The 21,776-nt window shown below is 49.4% G+C and carries 15 protein-coding genes, 1 tRNA gene and 3 pseudogenes; 13 read left to right on the top strand and 6 right to left on the bottom strand.

All coding sequences use genetic code 11. From position 1 onward, the window contains the following. Positions 1-206 precede the first annotated feature (206 nt). Positions 207-932 (top strand): FadR/GntR family transcriptional regulator, encoded by a 726-nt coding sequence (locus CG67_RS02145; RefSeq protein WP_025901338.1) that lies wholly within the window; start codon positions 207-209, stop codon positions 930-932. 18 nt (positions 933-950) lie between these two features. Beyond that, positions 951-1,661: a cache domain-containing protein gene (locus tag CG67_RS02140; protein WP_025901337.1), complete on the top strand. Its 711-nt coding sequence runs from the start codon at positions 951-953 to the stop codon at positions 1,659-1,661. Between the two features lie 51 nt (positions 1,662-1,712). On the opposite strand, the gene CG67_RS02135 is transcribed toward CG67_RS02140, so the two are convergent. From CG67_RS02135 to CG67_RS02125, 3 genes are all read right to left on the bottom strand, one after another. Continuing rightward, positions 1,713-3,164 carry an FAD-binding oxidoreductase gene (locus CG67_RS02135; RefSeq protein WP_025901336.1) on the bottom strand — a complete coding sequence of 484 codons (1,452 nt, stop codon included), beginning with the start codon at positions 3,162-3,164 and terminating at the stop codon, positions 1,713-1,715. 61 nt (positions 3,165-3,225) lie between these two features. Beyond that, a complete protein-coding gene (locus CG67_RS02130; RefSeq protein WP_025901335.1) occupies positions 3,226-4,551 on the bottom strand; it encodes an APC family permease in 1,326 nt (441 codons plus the stop codon). A gap of 102 nt (positions 4,552-4,653) precedes the next feature. Beyond that, complete coding sequence (locus tag CG67_RS02125) at positions 4,654-6,114, bottom strand: APC family permease (protein ID WP_051546284.1); 1,461 nt, start codon at positions 6,112-6,114, stop codon at positions 4,654-4,656. 516 nt (positions 6,115-6,630) lie between these two features. Here CG67_RS02125 and CG67_RS02115 point away from each other — a divergent pair. The 3 genes from CG67_RS02115 to CG67_RS02105 are packed head-to-tail and all read left to right on the top strand — an operon-like array spanning position 6,631 to position 8,728. Then, a complete protein-coding gene (locus CG67_RS02115) occupies positions 6,631-6,903 on the top strand; it encodes a hypothetical protein (RefSeq protein ID WP_025901332.1) in 273 nt (90 codons plus the stop codon). Continuing rightward, positions 6,903-8,477, top strand: coding sequence for an S-type pyocin domain-containing protein (locus CG67_RS02110; RefSeq protein WP_025901331.1), 1,575 nt, complete (start codon positions 6,903-6,905; stop codon positions 8,475-8,477). Before CG67_RS02115 ends, CG67_RS02110 begins: the two co-directional genes overlap by 1 nt. Beyond that, on the top strand, positions 8,474-8,728 hold the full coding sequence (locus CG67_RS02105; protein WP_025901330.1) for a pyocin S6 family toxin immunity protein: 255 nt from the start codon (positions 8,474-8,476) through the stop codon (positions 8,726-8,728). Before CG67_RS02110 ends, CG67_RS02105 begins: the two co-directional genes overlap by 4 nt. Before the next feature lie 118 nt (positions 8,729-8,846). On the opposite strand, the pseudogene CG67_RS18460 reads toward CG67_RS02105, so the two are convergent. The 3 genes and pseudogenes from CG67_RS18460 to CG67_RS02095 form a co-directional block, all read right to left on the bottom strand. Then, positions 8,847-8,974, bottom strand: a pseudogene (locus CG67_RS18460) (IS3 family transposase); the annotation flags it as partial. A 286-nt stretch (positions 8,975-9,260) separates the two neighbouring features. After that, positions 9,261-9,336, bottom strand: a tRNA-Asn gene (locus CG67_RS02100). Between the two features lie 423 nt (positions 9,337-9,759). Then, entirely contained in the window at positions 9,760-10,299 is a 540-nt protein-coding gene (locus CG67_RS02095; protein ID WP_025901329.1) for a DUF2058 domain-containing protein, read from the bottom strand. A gap of 666 nt (positions 10,300-10,965) precedes the next feature. Between CG67_RS02095 and nac the strand changes: the two genes are divergently transcribed. The 8 genes and pseudogenes from nac to CG67_RS17790 form a co-directional block, all read left to right on the top strand. Continuing rightward, positions 10,966-11,883, top strand: a complete 918-nt coding sequence (gene nac / locus CG67_RS02090; protein WP_025901328.1) for a nitrogen assimilation transcriptional regulator NAC — start codon at positions 10,966-10,968, stop codon at positions 11,881-11,883. 340 nt (positions 11,884-12,223) lie between these two features. Beyond that, on the top strand, positions 12,224-13,519 hold the full coding sequence (locus tag CG67_RS02085) for an NCS2 family permease (RefSeq protein ID WP_025901327.1): 1,296 nt from the start codon (positions 12,224-12,226) through the stop codon (positions 13,517-13,519). Positions 13,520-13,887: 368 nt separating this feature from the next. Then, positions 13,888-15,342 carry an EmmdR/YeeO family multidrug/toxin efflux MATE transporter gene (locus CG67_RS02080; RefSeq protein ID WP_371190657.1) on the top strand — a complete coding sequence of 485 codons (1,455 nt, stop codon included), beginning with the start codon at positions 13,888-13,890 and terminating at the stop codon, positions 15,340-15,342. 152 nt (positions 15,343-15,494) lie between these two features. After that, positions 15,495-17,594, top strand: coding sequence for a bifunctional diguanylate cyclase/phosphodiesterase (locus CG67_RS02075; RefSeq protein WP_160318952.1), 2,100 nt, complete (start codon positions 15,495-15,497; stop codon positions 17,592-17,594). A 151-nt stretch (positions 17,595-17,745) separates the two neighbouring features. Then, positions 17,746-18,285 (top strand): annotated as a pseudogene (locus CG67_RS17795) (IS1 family transposase). Positions 18,286-18,494: 209 nt separating this feature from the next. After that, entirely contained in the window at positions 18,495-18,881 is a 387-nt protein-coding gene (locus CG67_RS02060) for a hypothetical protein (RefSeq protein WP_025901322.1), read from the top strand. Positions 18,882-18,891: 10 nt separating this feature from the next. Then, entirely contained in the window at positions 18,892-20,682 is a 1,791-nt protein-coding gene (locus CG67_RS02055) for an AAA family ATPase (protein WP_025901321.1), read from the top strand. A 303-nt stretch (positions 20,683-20,985) separates the two neighbouring features. Then, positions 20,986-21,776, top strand: a pseudogene (locus CG67_RS17790) (IS3 family transposase); the annotation flags it as partial.

Here is a 21,776-nt window from a genome sequence, read left to right as displayed (position 1 = left end):
GGGGAAAGAAATGATAAAATTAATGGGTAACTTCACCCGAACGGAACCTACGGTAAAGACGCCATGGTGAAATTAACAGGGAGAGGGGAACGTCAGCCGCGGGCAGTTCATCCGGAGGTGTTGTCTTATGACCGCCAAAGAGAGATTGTCACGACCCGTCTGTCTTCCCCCTTAATTGAGCTCTGCCTAAAGAAATCACGAGGCCTATGATTACTCATGCTGTGATTTTTTCACCTATCGGTCAGTCCAGTCGTTCAGACCAGATCATACAACGACTGGCAAATGCCATTATTTCCGGTTTATTGTCAGCGAATGAGCAATTACCGAATGAGGCTGATCTGGCCAGGATGATGGGTGTTTCACATATCACCATCCGGGAAGCACTGAATACTCTGCGCGCCAGGGGGCTGATTTATACCGCCCGCGGCCGGAACGGGGGCAGTTTTGTGGCCGACTCTGTTCAGAAAGAGGCAGCTCCGGAAGACCCTTTTTACAATATCAGCACCGAATATCTGTCGGATCTTGGCGAATGGCACAGTGCCATCTTTTGTCATGCGACCCGCCTGGCTGCCACGCGGATGACCGAAAAAGATCGGCAGGGATTAACAGAATTTATCGACGTACTGGAACAGTCAGACAGTCCGGAACTCCGTTGTCAGTCTGATATGCGATGTTTGCTGACGATTGCGGCTAATTCCCAGTCGGCGCGGATAGCGCATCAGGAGCTGATGATCCAGGCCGAATGGGCAGCACTGGTCACCATCCTCTATCAGTCAGAGGCATTTCACCGGCAGATTGTTGATGACTATCGCCATCTTCTTGCTGCTTTCCGGGCACAGGATGAGCTGCTGGCAGCGAAGGTGGCCGGCACACTGATTGACCATTTTACGACCAGACTGATCGAGTTTAAGTTCAGCGTACAAACGCTCTAGCTACGCGGCAGGAATAACATGTTAAATGAAGATGAAGTTAAAGTCTGTGTCGCTGAAAGAACTGAACATCTGTTCAGTTCGGTTACCGCATCGGCAGCCGCGCTCTCTGCCGGAATGGCTGACGTACTCTCGGTGATGGCAGATGCTGAGCACTTTCCCCGCAAGCTCCCTGAAAGTCAGTTACGGAAAACCCTGTTTCCCGTGATTGAACACACGCTTGCCGAAAGCCGGTATTGTTTTGGCGCGGGGTTTGCCTGCCATCATCATCTGCCGGAGGATAAACAGCCTTACTGGTTTCTGGAGTGGTGGTTTAAAAACCCCCGAAAAAATCAGAACTCCTGCCTGGAACTGGATCAGGCCACGCAGCAACGGCTGGACTTCAGTACCTTCGAATGGTTTAAAAATACCCGTGACACTGAAAATGTGTCTCTGCACGGGCCGTATGTGGATTACGTCTGTACCTCAGCGTATACCCTGACGGCATCCTCGCCGGTGATGATCAACCAAAAGCAGGTCGGGATTGCGGCGGTGGATGTGCTGGTCAGTGTGATAGAGGCAGAATTGCTGACCTTACTTCGTCAGTGCCGGCAAAAACTGGTTATCGCTAATCCTGATGGCAGGGTGATGATCTCCAGCCATCCGCGTTACCGGACCGGGACGTTGATTGACGGTGAACAGCAGGGCGATACGCTTCGCCGGCAGTTCTTTATGCTGTTTACGCCACACTGAGCTGATGGCTTACCTGTCACCGGTGTGACAGGTAAGCAATGAGCGGGCGTTTCAGAACGAGATCATTTTTCCGGGAGCCAGCCGCGTGGAAATCCCCAGTAAGGTTTTTGCCAGCGGGATAGCGACCGGTGCCAGTTGCCTCCCCATAAATAACGGGGTGTGCTTTATGGCAGCCAGCATCGCGAAGTCATCACTGGCCCCGGTGATATCATCGGTGATCGCTTTCCCTATCCTGACGGTTTGCGCTACACCGTGGCCGCTCCAGCCGTGTACCGAGTATATCTGTCCCCGTGAACCACTTTTCCGGCAGTCCGTGGCACCATTCAGGGTCAGGTCGGTTGTGCCACTCCAGGCGAAATCGAGTTCGAGGTCTTCTCTGTCTGCAAAAACGGTACGTAACCGGGAGGTCAGGTAGTCTACGGTCCGGTTATTGTCCCAGCGCATGCCGGTACCCTGACCCCCGAATAACAGCCGCTGATCCCGGACCGGGCGATAATAATCTATCTGTAACTGGGTATCATATACCGCTGTGCCGGTCGGCAGCAGGCTGCGGTTCCCGCCCCCGACCGGACGGGTGACCCCGACATAGGTATAAAAGGGCAGGGTGGTCGCGGGGTCCTGGCTCAGCAACGAGTGGGTATCATCATGAACAGCGATGATGACTCCCCGCGTTGCGGTGACAATGCCGGACGGCGTATGCACCCGGGTGCCCGCAGGAGTTTCCTCAATACGGATCACCTCACTGTGTTCATGCACGGTACCGCCATTCTTCAGGAAGCCATAAATCAGGCCGCGGTTCAGGGCCAGAGAATGGATCTGCCCGCCACAATCGTCATGGATCCCGCCGTGGTAGATTTCTGAACGGATATGTTCCCGTAACTCATAATTGCTCAGCACTGTGACCTGATGATCCCCCAGAGAGTGTCGGGCATCGGCGGCCTTAACCAGCGCGCTCATGTGTCCGGGGTGCACTGCGGCAGTAAGATGCCCGTGCTTGCGGTCAAGGTCGAGTGAATATTTGGCGGCGATATCATCGATCAGGGACATGGCTTCGGCGGAGGTAAATTTCCAGAGTCTGCGTGCCTCCTGATAAGAGAGGTTCTCCAGCATGGATTCGGCCTCCCAGCGGGCAAGGCCCGGAGTAAGCTGGCCACCATTGCGCCCCGACGCGCCTGACCCGATGGCATTTTTCTCCAGCAGTATCGTCTCCACCCCCGACTCCGCCAGATGAAGCGCCGTCGAGGCACCTAATAAACCGCCGCCAATCACTACGAGTTCACACTGTGTATCACTTTCCAGCGGCGGGAAGGACATCCAGGGGGCAAGCGTAGACTCGTAGTAATTCGCGGGGTTTCCTGGGTCAATTTTCTGGCTTTCATCGTTATGGCGTTCACTGTCAGGCCGGACCCAGTTCCAGTCCCCGTCGGTGATAATGCGACTGATAAGCCCCGTTCGTGCGTCACTGACCAGCTCGGGTTTAATAATCCTGTCATTACTTTTCATGGTGTTTTTCCGGGTGATTGATAAAAGCACAGGTAAACTCACTGTGCGTTACTGGTTTTCGTTATTCCGAAACGGTGGTGGCAGATTTACTCATACAGCTGTAAACGACCCAGCCCAGACCGATCACTGCCCAGACAGAGCCCAGCACAAAGGCATCGTGGTCAAGATTGACCCACATAAAGGCGACACTGGCCAGGCCCGCGGCCGGAGAAATCAGATTACGCAGGATGTTACGCATGGAGTTCAGCCCTTGTTCTTTAACAGCGAACCTGGCAATTACACAGATATTGACGGCGCTAAAGGCGACCAGTGCACCGAAACTGATTAAGGAGACGGCGGTATCCAGGTTGAAGAAAATAGCGCTCAGAGAGAGAAGGCCGGTAAAAAGCACACAGTAGAGCGGCGTGTTTGTCACGGGGTCAAGATAACCAAACAGCGGTGCGGTGAAACGGTTATCCTTACTCATAATGTGCAACAGTCTGGCGGCACTGGCATGAGAGGCGAGCGCAGAGGCAAAGGTATTGAATAAAATAGCGACCAGAAACAGGGTCTGGAATATCCGGCCACCGACATACAGCACAATTTCCGGCATGGCTTCGGTCGGGTTTTTGAAGGCAGAATTATCAGGATAATAGAGCTGGATAAACCAGGCGGCGATAAAGAAAATAATCCCGCCACTTAATGCCGTATAAAAAATGGCTTTAGGGATAAGCGTGTGCGGACGTTGTGTCTCTCCGGATAGCGTCGTGACCGCATCAAACCCCAGATACGAGAAGCACAGGATCGCCGCGCCGCTGATTAAAGGCATTACGGAGTGCTGGCCATTAAACAGCGGAGCCGTGGTCATGACCCGGTGGATCCCGGCCGTGGTCGTCAGATCATGTACGACCATGTAGATAAAGGCCATCATCAGTAATACCGGTAAGCCGACGAACAAGACATTGGCATTGGCCAGCAGTTTGATTCTGCAGCAGTTGAGGTAAGTGACCAGCGCCGTAAATATCAGTATCGAAATCCAGCCAGGCACCTCAGGAAAAAGGGATCGCAAATAGATCCCGGCCAGCAGGGAATTAATCATCGGCAGTAACAAGTAATCCAGCAGTGAGGACCACCCGACCATAAAACCGCTGTGTCGCCCGAAAATATGTCGGGTGTAACTGTAGGCCGACCCCGCAGACGGGTAAATCTTTACCAGCCGCCCATAACTCTGCGCGGTGAATAATACCGCGACCAGCGCAATCAGATACGCCAGTGGCACACGACCCACAGTGACACCAGAGACGATGCCGAAAGTATCAAATACAGTCATCGGGGTCATATACGCGATACCGATGATCACGACCTGTAATAACGAAAGTTGTTTTCGCGAGTGGTTATTTTTATCCATCGTCAGTCCTTAAAAATATTATCAGGTGCCGGTTTCTTCCGTGATAACAGCAGCACCGGTAGGTAGTCACGTAATTAACCGCAGCCGGCGGCCTCTGTGCTGTTACTGGCCGTTAATATGGTTCTGATAATGCTGGCCATCGGTTACTTTCCGGTACGGACGTGCAGTCAATAAATAAAGCAGCCCGCATCCCGTCACCACCGCCAGACCGGCTAAGACAATCCAGCGATCAAGGAAATTATCCCCGGAGGCAGGTACACAGAGCAGGTAAATGCCGAACAGACCATAACCCAGCGCCAGCAGGTTGTTCAGAAAGCCCCAACGCCCGAGTGACCACGGGCCGGCCGGTTTCCAGCCCTGTACCCTTTTACGGAGAGCCGCCAGGACGACCATCTGAAAAGAGATATAAATACCGGCCACCGCGAAGGCAGTAATTCTGGCCAGGTTATCCGGCTGGTAATACACCCAGAGGCAAATCAGCAACGGTAAGGCACAACTGACGATCATGGCATTATCCGGGACCTCATTTTTTGAGATACGGGCCATCCATTGGCTGCCGGGCAGCATATTGTCGCGTGAGAAAGAGAAAATGAGCCGGCTTAACGCGGCCTGTAATGAAAGAATGCAGGACAGCATGGCAATAATCGCTATCACCACAAAGATCTTTTCACCCTCTGTCCCGAGCGCATTATTCAGAATTTCCGGGATCGGGTCCTGAATTTTACCGGAGACAATATCTTTCAGATTCGGATAAGAGAGCAGATAACCCAGTACTGAGATAATGGCAGAGATAGCGCCAAAGAAAATACTGAGTATCATCGCCACGGGAATTTTTCTGCCGGCATCTTTCACTTCTTCTGCCACATTGCCGCAGGCTTCAAAGCCGAAGAACATAAATAATCCCAGCAACGAGGCCGTCATAAAGGCATGGGAATAACCGGCAGATCCGCTGGCTGCACCCATGCTATCAAACAGGATCCCCACAGGCTGGGTACGGTGGAAAATTAACAGGTAAATACCCAGTGCAATAACACTGATAATTTCACACCAGAATCCGATACGGGCTACACGGGCAAGGTTCCTGGTGCCCGAAAGATTGACCACCATCATCAGTAACAACAGTAATACCGAGGTCAGCAATAAGTGGCTGGCTGTCTGGGTATAACTGAACAGGGAAGCGACGAAGGTTGCACTGTATTCTGCAATGGAGGTGATAGTGACCACCAGTGCCCACAGATAGATCCAGGCGGCAATCCATGCATATTTCTTACCCCACAACAACCGCGCCCAGGGATAAAGTCCGCCGGTGATCGGATACTGTGAGGCGACCTCACCGAACACCATAGCTACCAGCATCTGGCCTGCGGCCGCAATCAGGATCCACCAGATGGCGGGCGGGCCGGCCAGGGTCATTGACAGAGCAAACAGTGAATAAACGGCGGTTAGTGGCGAAAGATAGGTGAAACCAAGAGAGAAGTTAGACATCAGGCCGATTGAACGGTTGAATTTACGCACATCCGGAGCAGATGGCGGTGTGACCATGTCGGGGGGAGAACTACGCATTAACACCTCGATAAAATATTCACAGATCCAAAGATGTCTGAATGTATAAAACATAAGATTTTATATGTATATATATGTAAAGAGGCTGTTTTCGTAATTTATTGATATAAAAGAATAAATCACTTCATACTACTTTCTTATGAAAAAAGACGGCCATTTCCTTCGTCATGCGGGTGATGTTGTGACAGTGCAGGGAAGGTGATACAGGCGGTGCTCAGGTGGCTGGCGGATATGGGGGTTCAGAAATGAAGGGACTTCTGTTTCCGATGCCGGTAGCGCCGGGGATAAAACGAAAAAGGTCAGACCGGCGGAAGAAGGTAACACCGGGACTGCCAGACAGCCCCGGAGTCATCAGACAGGTGTTTTCAACAAAGTGTTTATTCGGATTTCCTGAGAATCCTGAGAAAAACCGTTTCGTTGATCCTGCGCAAGATAACGGGAACTTCAGTTTCAAAGTCAAATTTACGGTCGGGTATCCTTACCTCGTTATGACCATTTAATGACCAGGGAAAAGGAATGGACCGTCAATACACCAATGGACTGGCCCCGGAATTGCTGGCAACACTGGATCAGTCCCCGTTTACCGCGGAACAACTGGCCGGGATGAATGATGAAACGCGGGCACGCATCTCTGAGCAGCAGGAATATTGCCGCCAGCATCCTTCTACCCTATACCGGCCGGATAACAGAGATAAAATTATCAGCACTCTGTGCGATGGCCCGATGATTGTAGGTCGTGAAGGAGAAGCGATGCCGAAGGATTTTCTGTTATCTGCAGAGGTGGCGTAATGGGGAATCGATCTGACTGTTATGGACGAGGGACCGCACTGGAAGGCGATAAGACAACCACGGGTGCTGAATGTATTGCCTCAATGTCCAATGATACTGAACATGGGCGCAGGGTTGTTCGTGTGGGTGATAAAACGACACCCTGTCCTAAATGTGGTGAGGCAGGGGTGATTATATCCGGTGAACCCCGCGATACCAATAATGGAAAAATAGCGGCGGTGGATGGTTCAGTCGTGCGCTGTGGCTGCCCTTCAGGCTCAAACCGGATTATCGCACCGGCAGGACAATGGGTTGGCAGAGGCCCGGATCCTTCTGTTACAGCCCTTGCAGCACTGGTTGCTGAACGTAAGGCCGCAGAAGAACAAAGAACGAAACAACTGGCAGAAGAACGTGACCGCAATCGTGTCTTTGCCAAATCCTGCCTGCGGGGTGAAGGCTGTAACGATGCCGGAAAAGATCGGGAGCCTCATACCCATTTCGCTGCGATGGCGTTTTATCAGGCCGTTCCGCCTGCCGGCCCTGCCTCAGATAAAGATGTGATCCAGCACGCTCAGACGGCGAAGAAGAAACCTGCAGAGGATATCCCGAAGCCGAAGAAGCGAAGCGCCCTGTACAAATGGTGGTTCGGTAGTCATGAGGAAGTCGAATACCAGCGGGCAGCCGCCGAAGCGACGAGTGCTGCTAATGCTCAGACCGCGGTTGAAGGTGCCAGCGTTCTTGGTCTGGTAGGTGGCAGTGCCATTCCGTCAGGGACATGGGCAGTAAAACTTGGGGAAATGGCGACCGGGCTGGGAAGGGTCGCAACCAGCGGCCCCGGTGCGCCCATCGCAGCAGTCGTGCTGGGAATGATGCCCGGAAGGCTCAATGACGGTGAACAGGACTTTATTGACCGGATGCGTCTGGAGCAGATGCGTGAAGCACCAACCCGCGTGCGTTATACCTGGGAACAGGATGCCCACGGGAATCTGACTCCGCACGGCTGGCATACCCCACCGGGTAAAGACAGGGTACGTGTGCGAAAAATGGAGTGGGACAGCCGCCGAAAAGCGTATACCTTCACCACAGAGGAAGACCCCCATATAACGATTATCTGGACGCCGGACAGTTCAGGTGTCAATGTTCCTTCAGATACAGGCAACCGGAATCCGGTAAGGATACCGAACCCGGTAGTAGTTGATCCATTGCCGGAAAATACCCGCATCAAGGCGACAACCAGCCCGGCACCGGAAGAGAAAAGCTTTGCGGATTATATTCTTATTCTGCCATTGCCGTATATTCCACCGATTTATATTTATCTGAATGCTGATCATAAATACCATGTGGCCCCAAAGGGAAATCCTCCATTACCTGCCTTCCCGGATGCTAAAACAGCTAAGAAAAGAACCCCGGTTAAGGGCGGGAGATCATTGCGTTCAAGATGGAAAGATCCTAAAGGGCGTATCTATGAATGGGATTCACAACACGGTACGGTTGAAATTTATGATCGTTCAGGACGCAATCATTTAGGAGAGTTTGACCCAATAACAGGTGAGCAAACTAAACCAGCAGATCCGACAAGAAAGGTAGAAAAATGACAATTGTTTATACTATTGATGCTTTCGAACGTGTAGATGAACTACTCGTCTTCGAAATCGATATACCGAAAGAAAAACTCCCGGAAGTAGCAAAAGTCATGGTTTGGACGGATGAAGATTATAGTGACTTTACTGCAGGGATTGGTGGATGGGATCTTACCAGCCAACAGGTCAAGGCAATTGAGAAAATCTTAGATAAAAACTTTTTCCAGGAAGATTTGGATTTTCAAATATCAGGTGGGGAAATCTGAAATATAGTTATCCTCGCTTTAGAGCGAAGTTATCAACTGTCTATCTAACGCAAGCAGCACATCCTCCTTAGGTGCTGCTTTATCCCTTCGAACACCCCCCCTAAGTACACTAACTGTTGCGCTCCAGCGTTCTTACGACATGTATGGCCGAAAGTGAAAAGTTGGCATCAATCGCCAGTGCCTCACTATTAAAGTCATCAATGATATTAGCTGACGCACAGAACGACCATCAGATAGCTTCCTGTGCCATCAGCTTTCTACGCGATGGCCTCACCATTTTTTTGCTATGGCTTCCTTAATGATTTCGGCTTCAGCCTGCTTAAGGATCGCCATTATTTGGCTATCGGTAAAACGCGATTTCTTCATAGAATTCTCCTCAGTTCAGATTACGGGAAAGTTCTGCTTATGAATACACCGGTTTTTCGGGAGGCTTACCGTTTTTACTGAACGAGGGTGAACCTGAAGAAAGGGATAACCAATTGATGAAAAGCAAAAAACCCGCTTAAGTTTCCTTAAGCGGGTTTCTTAAATATGGCTCCTCTGACTGGACTCGAACCAGTGACATACGGATTAACAGTCCGCCGTTCTACCGACTGAACTACAGAGGAATTGTCGTGAAGACGGGGCGCATAGTAACGGGCCGGGGCGACGTTGTCAAAGTTGTTTTCGCGTAAAATAAACTGTTTGCTGATAAAAAAGACACAATGGTGCAGAAGTGGTCAATGGTGTCCGTTGTGAGTTCCCGGCGAAAGGCTATCTCAGGAGAATACGTCCGACAGGCCACCCGTAGATTGTGGCAGGCTCCTGCCCCGGACAGTGTGAAACGCTGGCCCCTGCCTGGCAGTAATGTGCCTTACCCGTACTGGCAGGTTTGCGAACCGGAAATTGAATCGGGGATATTCATGAACTTTCAGCGGCACGGTATTGCCATCCGGTAAAAATGCAGGCCGGACCAATACAGAAAATGCGCTGATCGTACCGGGCCTGCCGCGAAGACAGGCCCGGTCAGTGTCGTGCGGGTGTGCTTTGCCTTACCACATCAGGTCATCCGGCACTTTGAAATCGGCATAAGGATCATCTTCGTCCTGCGCTTCCTGGCTCAGCGCACTGTTCAGGACGATACTGTCGGCATCCCGCTGTGCAATTTTATCCGCAACGCTTGCCGGAATGATCGCGTAATCGGCGATATCACTCTTCTCTTTCAGCAACCGGGCAATGGCCAGACGGCCATTCATCAACTGATCCCGGGTGGCTTTATCCACGGTCAGTTGTTTGATCAGGTTATTATCGGTGAAATTGAAACTGATATCACCTTTGATACCGCTGATGCGGTTCATCTCAATCAGTTGTTTTACCTGGGCTTTATATTCCCGGGAAAGTGCCGCTTGTTTTTGTTGCTCGTTCAGTTCTTTTGCGCGTTCTGTCTGCGCCTTTTTATTTTCCTCGACCGCTTCGCGGGCTTCACGTGCCTGAACACGGGATTTTTTTGCGGTTCTCTGAACTTTGGCCATCTTTTTATCGGTGACTAGTCCGGCTTTGAGCATCTGCTCCTGTAAGGTAAGTTTTGCCATGTCTGTATCTGAATTTATGGGGTAATGTCCGGATTATACCTGCAATCGCCGGATTTGTGCAGGCGTAGCATGACGGCGATGCAGTATCAGAAGCGATCTTCAGCGACTCCTCACACGAAACTGCCCATGCTCAGAGATGAAAGTACCGGCACCTCACGGTGGCTCCGCGAGGGCAAAGACAGGGCAGGCTATCGGGCCTCAGTTTTCTGCGGTACAACCTGACCGGGAGGCTCAGTATACGGGGGCAGATCGTTTTCTCCCTGTCCCGGTAATAGCTTTTTGTAATACCGTGGCTCTCAGCCCTCCCGGCAGGTCGTTACATTTTATGACCCGGCCGCGCAGAAATGTCATCGCGGGGCAGGGCGCTCCGGGAGAGATGGGGCCGTCCGGGTAAGCGCCGGATATCGCGTGATCAACCAGGCATAACGCACTGTGCAGAAACATTCTGCACTGTCTTTGTGCAGGCAGCCTGAGTTTTGTCCCCGGTAAAAATGACTACTGCGAACAGAAAATGGCCGAAACGGCTTCTTTTCATAGTGTTTTTGTTATGACATTCGGATCAGCGAAACAGTTTAGTCATTTCTGGCCTGTTAATTGCAACTACCGGTATATCCAGCCACAGGCTTAGCCTGCTTCGAGTATCCGGATTTAGTGACGGGAGAGAAAATGAACTTAAGACGACTGAAATACTTTGTGAAAATTGTCGATATCGGCAGCCTCACTCAGGCCGCAGAGGTATTGCACATCGCTCAACCGGCACTGAGCCAGCAGGTAGCTACCCTGGAAGGGGAGATGGATCAGCAATTATTGATCCGCACCAAACGCGGGGTGACCCCGACCGATGCCGGTAAAGTGCTCTACACTCATGCCCGCAATATTCTGCGGCAGTGTGAACAGGCACAGATGGCGGTACATAATTCCGGTAATATCCTCTCAGGACAGGTCTCCATCGGGCTTGCTCCGGGAACCGCCGCGTCTTCTCTGGTGATGCCATTGCTGCGTGAAATCCGTGAGACCTGGCCGGATATTCTGGTATACCTGCACGAAAACAGTGGTCAGGCGTTGAATGAGAAAGTCATCAATGGTCAGCTCGATATGGCTTTATTGTACGATCGCACGCCGGAAAAGGGCCTGAGTTCTCAGCCACTGATGCAGAAAGAATTGTATCTGGTCGGCACCGGCGTTTCTCCGGGGGCACAGATTGATCTCTCTGAAGTGGCGGGAATGAATCTGTATCTGCCGCGTGATTACAGTGCGGTAAGACAACGGGTGGATGAAGCTTTCTCTCTGCGCCGTCTCAGTGCACATATCATTGGTGAAATTGAATCACTGTCGACATTGTCCGCAGCAATTTCCAGTGGTATGGGAGTTTCGGTATTGCCTGAATCGGCGGCAAGATCGCTCACTGCTCCGATTAATGGCTGGATGGCGAAAATCATTTCTCCGTCACTGCATCTGCCATTATCTCTGAACACCTCTTCAGCATTACCTCTGTCAGCCTCTGCCCGGGCTGTCCAGCATCGTCTGCTCGCCCTGGCTCAGCGTCCGGCGGTCACCGAACGTGAACTGATGCTGGTGAGTTAATCACCACTTTTCCCGCCGGAAGCCGCTAAACCGGCTTCCGGCTCTATTTTCCGCCCCTGAGGGACAAAAAATTATTGCCCCCGGGGGCCTCTATCATTAGGATTGGCGCCGGTAAGAAAACGTTTGCGCAGCGTATTGCGCTGACCGGGGTTTCTCCTCTCGCAGGAACTTATTCCGAATACTGAACCCGTGCTGCGTCATGGCACGGGTTTTGCTTATGTCATTTTGGGGTGGAATGAAGGTTTGTCTGTCCGGCCTGTTACCGGGCGATGACAGCCATTTCTTAAAGACTGTTATAAAATAAAAATCGTGATAAGCGAGATCTATAAAGGACCGACTCATGCTTGAAAAACTCTTTAAGTTGAAAGCACATAAGACTACTGTTCGTACAGAAGTCATTGCAGGACTAACGACCTTCCTGGCGATGGCCTATATCCTGTTTGTTAACCCGAGTATCCTCGGGGCAACCGGCATGGATAAAGGTGCAGTCTTCGTTGCTACCTGTCTGGCAGCGGCCATTGGCTCGGTGCTGATGGGAATGATTGCGAACATGCCTATCGCTCTGGCACCGGGAATGGGCTTAAATGCCTTCTTTACCTATACCGTTGTGCTGCACATGGGTTATCACTGGCAGGTCGCTCTCGGGGCGGTCTTTATTTCTGCGTTAATCTTCTTCGCATTATCTCTGTTCAAAATCCGTGAATGGATCATCAACAGTATTCCGTTACCGCTGCGCTCTGCAATAGCCGCCGGTATTGGTCTGTTCCTGGCGCTGATTGCGCTGGAAGGGGCGGGGATTGTGGTAGGTAACCAGGCAACGCTGGTCGGCTTAGGGGATCTCACTAAAGCCGGACCGTTACTGGCTATCCTGGGCTTTTTCCTGATTGTGGTTCTTGAAGCCCGCCGTATTACCGGTGCCGTACTGATCGGTATTCTGGTGATCACCGCCATTTCGATGCTGTCGGGTATGACACCTTTTGCAGGGATCTTCTCTGCGCCGCCATCTATTGCACCGACTTTCCTGAAACTGGACATCGCCGGCGCCTTTAACGTCGGACTGGTCAGCGTGATTTTTGCCTTCCTGTTTGTCGATGTCTTTGATAACTCAGGCACACTGATCGGTGTCAGCCGCCGTGCGGGTCTGACGGATGAGAAAGGAAATATCCCTGCGATGGGTAAAGCGCTGATTGCGGACAGTTCAGCAGCGCTGTTCGGTTCTCTGCTGGGGACGTCTACCACCACCAGCTTTGTTGAATCTACCGCAGGCGTCAGTGCCGGCGGACGCACCGGTCTGACCTCTGTGGTGGTCGCTATCCTGTTCCTGCTGTCACTCTTTTTCTCGCCGCTGGCAGGCAGTGTTCCTGAGTATGCGACTGCCCCGGCATTACTGTTTGTGGCGGTACTGATGACCTCCGGGCTGGCTGAAATTGACTGGAAAGATATCACCACAGCAGCTCCGGTGACGGTGACCGCGCTGGCGATGCCATTAACGTACTCTATCGCGAATGGTATTGCCTTCGGGTTTATTACCTGGACGGTGGTGAAGTTACTGACCGGTAAAGTCCGTGAAGTTAACCCGGCATTGATTATTCTGTCTGTCTTGTTTGTGATCAAGCTGGGCTGGCTCAGCGCCTGATACCTGTCATCGCTGAGATGAAAAAGGAGCTTCGGCTCCTTTTTTGTTTTATCTGCGACGCACTACTCCTGGCGTTATTCACCTGACCGGGTCCGTACTGCAAAGCTGCTGTGCCGCGGGATCCTGTTCCCGCGTCTCTCACTGACCAGCAAACGGGGACTCCCTGACAGGCAGTGGCAGAGTATCGGTAATCCCGTGTAGTCTTTTCACCCCGCCGGGTATAAAATTACATCACCGCGCTTCCACTTCCGGCGGCATCCTTTACGGCATGAATAGTGGTCGATACGCTCTCCGTTACCGGGAACCACTGATTATTCCTCCCTTTTCTGTTCAGATGATTTGGTATCGCCGTGCGAAATCCTGGCTTAGTGTTAACTGATGCAATAAAAAGAACGTCCTGGTATCCCAGGCGCAGACGTTATACGACCTTAATGAAAAGGGAGATAACGCCACTGGCATTGCCAATTCTGATAGAAAATCTCTGTGTCATGCTGATGGGGGTGCTCAGTACATTCCTGGTCAGTTGGCTTGGAAAAGCGGCGATGGCCGGGGTGGGCCTGGCGGATAGCTTTAATATGGTCGTTGTCTCGTTTTTCGCGGCGGTTGATCTGGGGACTACGGTGGTGGTTGCCTTCAGTCTGGCAAAACGAGACAGTGAACGAGCCAAAGCCGCCGCCCGGCAGTCACTGGGATTGATGACAATCCTTTCATTACTGCTGGTGGTCATTATCGAATTTCGCGGGCATGTCATTATCGATTTGATCGCAGGCAGTGCGGAGCCACAGGTAAAAACCTTTGCACTTAATTACCTGCAAATTTCTGCCTGCAGTTACCCGGCCGCCGCCATTGCCCTGATCGGCAGTGGTGCATTGCGCGGGTCAGGGAATACCAAAATTCCGATGCTGATTAATGCCGGGATGAACATACTGAACATTATTATTACCAGCGTGCTTATTTATGGCTGTTTTTCCTGGCATGGAATCGGTTTCTCTGGCGCTGGCTGGGGGCTGACGATTTCCCGGTATATCGGTGCCCTGGTGGTGATTACGGTACTGATGGGACGCCTGAACGGGGCGCTTACGTTGCCTCTGAAGAGTTATTTTCAGCGATGGAACCTGGCGATACTCAGTGAAGTGCTGAGTATCGGAATTCCTGCCAGTATAGAGTCGGTATTGTTTAATGGTGGTAAACTACTGACTCAGGTATATGTGGCCGGAATGGGAACCAGTGAAATTGCCGGTAATTTCATCGCCTTCTCAATAGCCTCATTAATCAACTTGCCCGGCAACGCGCTCGGCTCAGCATCGACTATTATTACCGGGAAAAGGCTCGGCAGAAATCAGGTCTATCAGGCGACAATACAGGTACGTCATATTTTCTGGCTTTCTACCTTAGGGCTTTGCAGCCTTGCCCTGCTTTCTGTGCCATTGGCCGGGGTTCTGGCCCGCTTTTATACGCGGGACCCGGAGGTCATTCGGGTGACTGAGCATCTGATTTGGCTGAATGCAGCCTTTATGCCCATATGGGCCACTTCCTGGGTGTTACCGGCCAGTTTTAAAGGGGCGCGGGATGCACGCTTTGCCATGTTCGTCTCGATGTTTAGTATGTGGGGGGCCAGGGTGGTGCTGGGATATCTGCTGGGGATCTCTCTGGGTATGGGGGTAGTCGGTGTCTGGCTGGGAATGTTTATGGATTGGGCGGTGAGAGGGGCCTGTTTCTGGTGGCGCCTTGTCAGCGGTCATTGGCTGAATAACTACCGCCGTCTTCAGGAAAAATCAGCCCGCCGGGCCGTGATGATCCGCAAGGTACCGGACGAAAAGTAAGTTAGCGAAGTGGTAAACACAGGTTGGCTCAATCATTAACTGTAGTGATAGCTTATCCGGGGAAAGTAGTAATGATTGGTTAATTTCACTTTGGGTCATAGAGTGGGTCAGACTAAATGAATACTAAAAAAGAATCCTTAAAAGAAGAATCAGTGATAACTGATCCCGCATCCTCTGCATCGGCGGAGGCGTTTCAGATCTTTAAAGACGTGTTTTTTGATAGCGTACCGCTGCCTGCCTGGATTATCTCCGGTTGCGGACAGGAAGTTGTCGCCAATCAGCAGTGGCATAAAACCATGTCTCTGCCCCCGGTGATGTCTGAACCACACTGGATGCACTGGTTACATCCGCAGGATAAAGCCCGGATCAGCGCCGCCTGGGAAAGATCCATACAGCACTCTGACGTCTTCCGCCAGCCAGTCCGGCTGGGTGTGGCTGCAGGAAGTTATTACTGGTTTATTGCCTGCGGACACTTTATCCCTGCGCGTAACCTCTGGCTGATCACATTTATCGATATTAATGAATTGCAGGAGGCCCGCGAGGATATTACTCAGCATCTGCGGACTTATAAAAGCATGCTGGATGCCAGCATCGATTGCATCAAACTGATAAACCTGCAGGGTGAGTTAATCAATATGAATCTGTCCGGGTGTAAGGCACTCGGCGTTTCTCCGGAGTCCGGATTCGGTATGGACTGGTTAAATCTTCTGCCACCCGAAATACGGACACGTGGCCGTAAGGCCCTGAAACTGGCCAATACCGGCAGGAATGTCCGTTTCTCGGGTAAAAGTCAGGTGGGTGAAAATAAGCCTTTTTACTGGGATAATATTCTGACACCGCTGCAGGACCCGCAGGGTGGGGTGACCAGTATTCTCTGTGTGTCACGGGATATCACTCGCTTACATCAGGCGGAGCAACGGTTTAAATTTATCAGTGAGCATGATGAACTGACCGGGCTTCCCAACCGGCGAATGTTCAACACTACGCTGAAAAAATACCTGCGGCAGGCCGGCCATCATAGCCGTCCTTTCGCACTGGTACTGATTGATCTGGATTATTTTAAACTGGTCAACGATACCCTGGGGCACCCGGCAGGCGATTACCTGCTGAAGAGCGTGGCTAACCGGCTGAAGAAATCACTCTGTCGCGATGCCTTTGTTGCCCGCATCGGCGGTGATGAATTTGCAGCGGTGTTGCCTGGCATCGGGGACAGTCAGTCGCTACTGGAGGCAGGAGATAAACTGATTGCCGATACGACGGTACCCCTGACATATCAGGGGCAGACTATCTATACCAGCCTCAGTATGGGCGGGGCTATCTTCCCGCAACAGGCTGCAGACAGCACTGCGATGATTAAAGCCGCCGATATCGCTCTGAATGAGCTGAAAAAGAACGGCCGCGGCGGGGTGCTCTGTTATGACCCGGCCATGTCAGATGTCGTGGATACCACCCGGGGGCAAATGGAACTGGCAAAGCAGCTGATTTATGATGAAGCCATTTTGCCGTTTTATCAGCCAAAGGTTCGTTTAGAGGACGGGAAGATCATCGGGCTGGAAGCTCTGATGCGCTTCTTCAATAGTCAGGGTGAGCTTTGCTTCCCGGGGGATATCTGGTCGGCGTTTGAAAACTACGCGCTGGTCGAACGTATTGGCTATATTATTCGTGACAAAGTGTTTGCCGATATCCGGTGCTGGATAGACAGTTCGCTGGACGTGGTTCCGGTTTCCGTGAATGCCTCCCCGGTTGAGTTTATGCGTGATAACTATGCCGAGAAGGTACTGCAGCAGCTGGAACATTACCGGATCCCGCCCGCGCTGCTGGAGATTGAGATCACCGAACATATGTTTGACGGCCGCGGAGCCGGGTATGTCTTTCGCGCACTGAATCTGCTTAAAGCACAGGGTGTGCGGATCTCGTTAGACGACTTCGGGACCGGTTATTCTGCGCTGGCAAACATCCGTGACTACCCGGTCGATGTGATCAAAGTTGACCGGAGTTTTGTTGCCAGTCTGAGTAAAGGTAAAGAGGGTCTGGCGGTGATTAAGGCACTCTGGTTGCTGGCCACGGAGCTTGAGCTGGATGTGGTGGCGGAGGGTATCGAAGAACCGGGGCAACGGGATGCCTTGATCCGGGAAGGTTACTTACTGGGGCAGGGGTTCCTGTTCAGTATGGCAGTCCCGGCCGATGTTATCGCAGGTTTTCTGAACAACCGGCATACTTTTACCTTACTTCAGTATCCGGTGAGCGCCTGACACCGTCGTAGCCGCCGTTGCGGGTGAGGGAAAAGACGGTGATTTACAGGAGATTGCATTCCGGCTTTTCCTGACCGGCAGGGGGAGTTAACTGCATGTAGTGCTACCAACTTATTGATTTAGTGTATAATGGTGTTTTTAAGGTGCTTTTATGGCGTCCATTCCCGTACGCTGTCTCTCTTGTGCTGTGACTGAAGGCACAGTCCGTAACGGTAAAAGTACCGCTGGGCACCAGCGTTATCTCCGCAAGCAGTGCCGTAAGACACGGCTACTCACTTTCATCTATACCGCCTCCCAGCCCGGTACACACCAGAAAACCATCGATATGGCTATGGATGGTGTTGGATGCCGTGCCAGTGCACACATAATTGGCATTGGCCTGAACACCATTTTCCGGCATTTACAAAACTCAGTCCCCGGTCAGTAACCTCATGGATAGATAAAGGCGGGCAGTGATGTGATTGTCTGCGTAGAAATGGACGAGCAGTGGGGCTATGTCGGGTCTAAGTCACGCCTGAAGGGTAAGTTTCACGTTATTAGTAAGCGTTACACACAAAAAATTGAGTGGCACAACCTGAACCCCAGGCAGCATCTGGCCAGGCTGGGAAGGAAGTCACTTTCATTTTCAAAGTCGGTTGAACTGCATGACAAAGTCATCGGGTACTACATGACGATAAACCACTATCAATAAATTGGAGTCATTACCGTAAAGCCCTGCATTCGAACTAATGTCCACACAATCATCTATGACGACCCCAATTGAACACCGACATGTGCATAGTAGAAATTCCTGGCCATGTGATAGAAAGTAAAGTTTTATTAATCAGTAGAATATAATGTACTGGAACTCAGTCAGAGCCATCGTCTTTAAAATTAGCTTCATCAAAAAATAGGTGAAATATGATAAATAAACTAAAAGCAATTAAGATGAATTATGCAATAGCAAAAGAAAATGCAGTGATAAACAATGATGTTGTTGAATTGATCGATTTGTTCATTGAATTATTTGATTCTGCAAAAAACGTCCCTCATAGATTGGAAGATGATTTAAGGCAAGATCTTACTCCACCTATGGGTGGGACTGATAATGTTATAACAACAGCAGAAATACTAAAAGAAAACCTGCTGAAATGTGACAAGAATACTGTAGCTTCCAAAACCGGAGTGTGTGTATCAAGGGCGATTATTGCGTTAATCAATTCCAAATGCATTGAAGAAAATCAACTAAATAAAATAAATTGTAAATATATTGGATTTTTATCTAATCTAGAAATTAGCATAAGGTAGATAATACAAAATGTTATTAAGAGATATAAGTATCCGAAATATTGGGCCAATTGAAAGTTTAGATATTTCCTTGAAATTAAATGATAACCTTAACCCTAAACCAGCCATACTAGTAGGTAAAAATGGTGCAGGTAAAACATACACTATTTCATATATAGTGGATTCAATTTACGAAATAGCGAAAAAAAGCTTTAATGATATAGTTAGTAAGGCATCACCTTTTAATAATCCATTTTTCAGAATCCAATCAGGAAAAGATGTACGTATAGGTTCAGAAGAAGGGGGTGCTGTTTATATAAGATACACAGATAACCATTCAACTGCAGAGATTCACTACTTAGAAAAGATAGGGAATAATATAAGTGCAATGGAATTAATAGATTTATATGGGGGAAGAATAGGTAACAACCTAAAAGAAAATTCTCAAAAAGAAACCCACATGGAAAATACAACCTCTGAAGATTTTTTTAAGAGAATAGCTATCTACTTTCCGAGTTTTAGAAAAATAGCACCTCACTGGTTAAACTTAGGGGCTCAAATAGAAAATATATTTAGTACGGAAGCTAAATTTTCTGGGAAGTTAAATAAGGAAATAATGTGTTTCGACACATTTGGCAGAAATATTCAATGGATATTAGATGTCGTTCTAGACTCCTCTATATTACCAGCAGAGTTAGATCATATAAAAAACGATAAAGATAGAGAGAGGGAAATAAAAAACAAACATCTAATAAACAACTCTTACAGAAATATAAATAAAATATTTCAGATTATTCTGGAAGAGGAGGGTATTTATCTAAAGACAGGATGGAGAAATAACTCAGAATCAAGATTGTCTCTACATAAAAATGGGAAGGTATTCGTCCCAACGCTGGAGCAGCTATCTACTGGACAATTGGTTTTACTTAATTTATTCATAACTATAATTAGACATGCCGATTATAGCGATTTAAATAAAAGTATTAACCTTGGGTTAATAGAGGGGGTGGTGATAATCGATGAAATAGATATCCACCTTCACAGCAGGCACCAGAGCGAGATATTGCCAAACTTAATATCTCTCTTCCCTAAAGTCCAGTTTATTCTTACATCTCACTCACCATTATTTGTATTAGGTATGCAGCAAAAACTCGGTGACGATGCGATACAAATAATAGACTTGCCATCAGGAAATAATATAACCTCCGAAAGATTTAGTGAGTTTAGCGACTCGATGAGTGTTTATCAGAGAACACTGGAATTCGAAAAAACATTACATAAAAAAAGTAAAGAGCAATCAAAACCTTTAATTTTGGTTGAAGGGAAAACTGATATAAAATATTTGAAAAGATCTTTTGAAGTAAAAGGAAAAGAACACTGGCTATCCACGCTAGAAATTGATGAGATAGGCTTCACCAATGATAACGGAAGCGTTAAATTTGGTGGTGATAGCAACCTAACAAAAGGATTTGATTTTTTAAAGTATAACTCAAAATCAATAAACAGAAAAGTATTATTCCTTTACGATTGCGACACAAAAATAAAAGATGAAAATTTTGATGGTGTATATAGGAATAAAATTCCAGAAAACAAAGAAAACAAAAGAGTAAAAAAAGGGTCTGAAAACTTATTTAGAGAAGATTTGTTTATTGATGATTTTTACACAAAAAAGGAAGTGATTGACGATTACGGATCTACAAGTACAATACGTAATTTTTTAAAAGTTGAATTCTGTGAGGCGATAATTAAAAGTAATGATCATTCTATTTTTGATAAATATGAAGAGAATGTTTTTCCAATAATAGAGAGGTTCTTAAGTTAATGTTTAAAAAACAACCTTAAAAAATTGAATGAATAAGATGAATGCTAAAAGAAAAATCCATTCATCTTGTTTATATGAAATTTATTGGTAAACAGTATAGAACCGGTCACCACTTTTTTATACTCGCTACCAGTTATCCGAACACAAGTTTTCCCATCGCAAGTACTAAAATTGGGGCGAGGAGCCTTCTTCTCCCATTTTTTCGATAGTGCTACCAACTTATTTATTTAGTGTATGATGATCTTACCCAGCAATAGTGGACACGCGACTAAGTGAGTAAACTCTCAACCAGAGGTGACTCACATGACAAAATCAGCATCAACATCAATTACCAAAAAGACCCGGAAGAAGCATACGCCTGAATTCCGCAACGAAGCCCTGAAACTGGCCGAACGCATCGGTGTTGCCGCAGCCGCACGCGAACTCAGCCTGTATGAGTCGCAGCTCTACAACTGGCGTAGTAAACAGCAACAGAAGGCAACCTCCTCTGAACGTGAGAGTGAACAGGCCGCTGAGATTGTCCGCCTGAAACGCCAGCTGGCTGAACGGGACGAGGAGCTGGCTATCCTCCAAAAGGCCGCGACATACTTTGCGAAGCGCCTGAAATGAAGTATGTCTTTATCGAAAAACATCAGGCTGAATTCAGCATCAAGGCCATGTGCCGGGTGCTTCAGGTTGCCCGCAGCGGCTGGTATGCGTGGCGTCTGCGTTGTCAGCAAATAACGCCACGTCAGCAGTTCCGGCTCGCTTGTGATACTGCTGTCCGTAAGGCATTCACTGAAGCAAAACAGCGTTATGGTGCGCCTCGTCTCGCTGACGAACTGCCTGAGTACAACGTCAAAACGATTGCAGCCAGTCTGCGACGTCAGGGACTTCGTGCAAAGGCTGCCCGGAATTTCAGCCCGGTCAGCTACAGAGAACATGACCTTCCTGTGTCTGAAAATCTGCTGAAACAGGATTTTTACGCGAGTGGCCCGAATCAGAAGTGGGCAGGAGACATCACGTATCTTCGCACAGACGAGGGCTGGCTGTACCTCGCGGTGGTGATTGACCTGTGGTCGCGGTCAGTTATAGGCTGGTCAATGTCAGAGCGT

The organism is Tatumella sp. UCD-D_suzukii (assembly GCF_000611875.2).
Lineage (GTDB): Bacteria > Pseudomonadota > Gammaproteobacteria > Enterobacterales > Enterobacteriaceae > Tatumella > Tatumella ptyseos.
The sequence above is the reverse complement of the archived record's forward strand: the minus strand, read 5'-3'. Positions and strand labels throughout refer to the sequence as shown.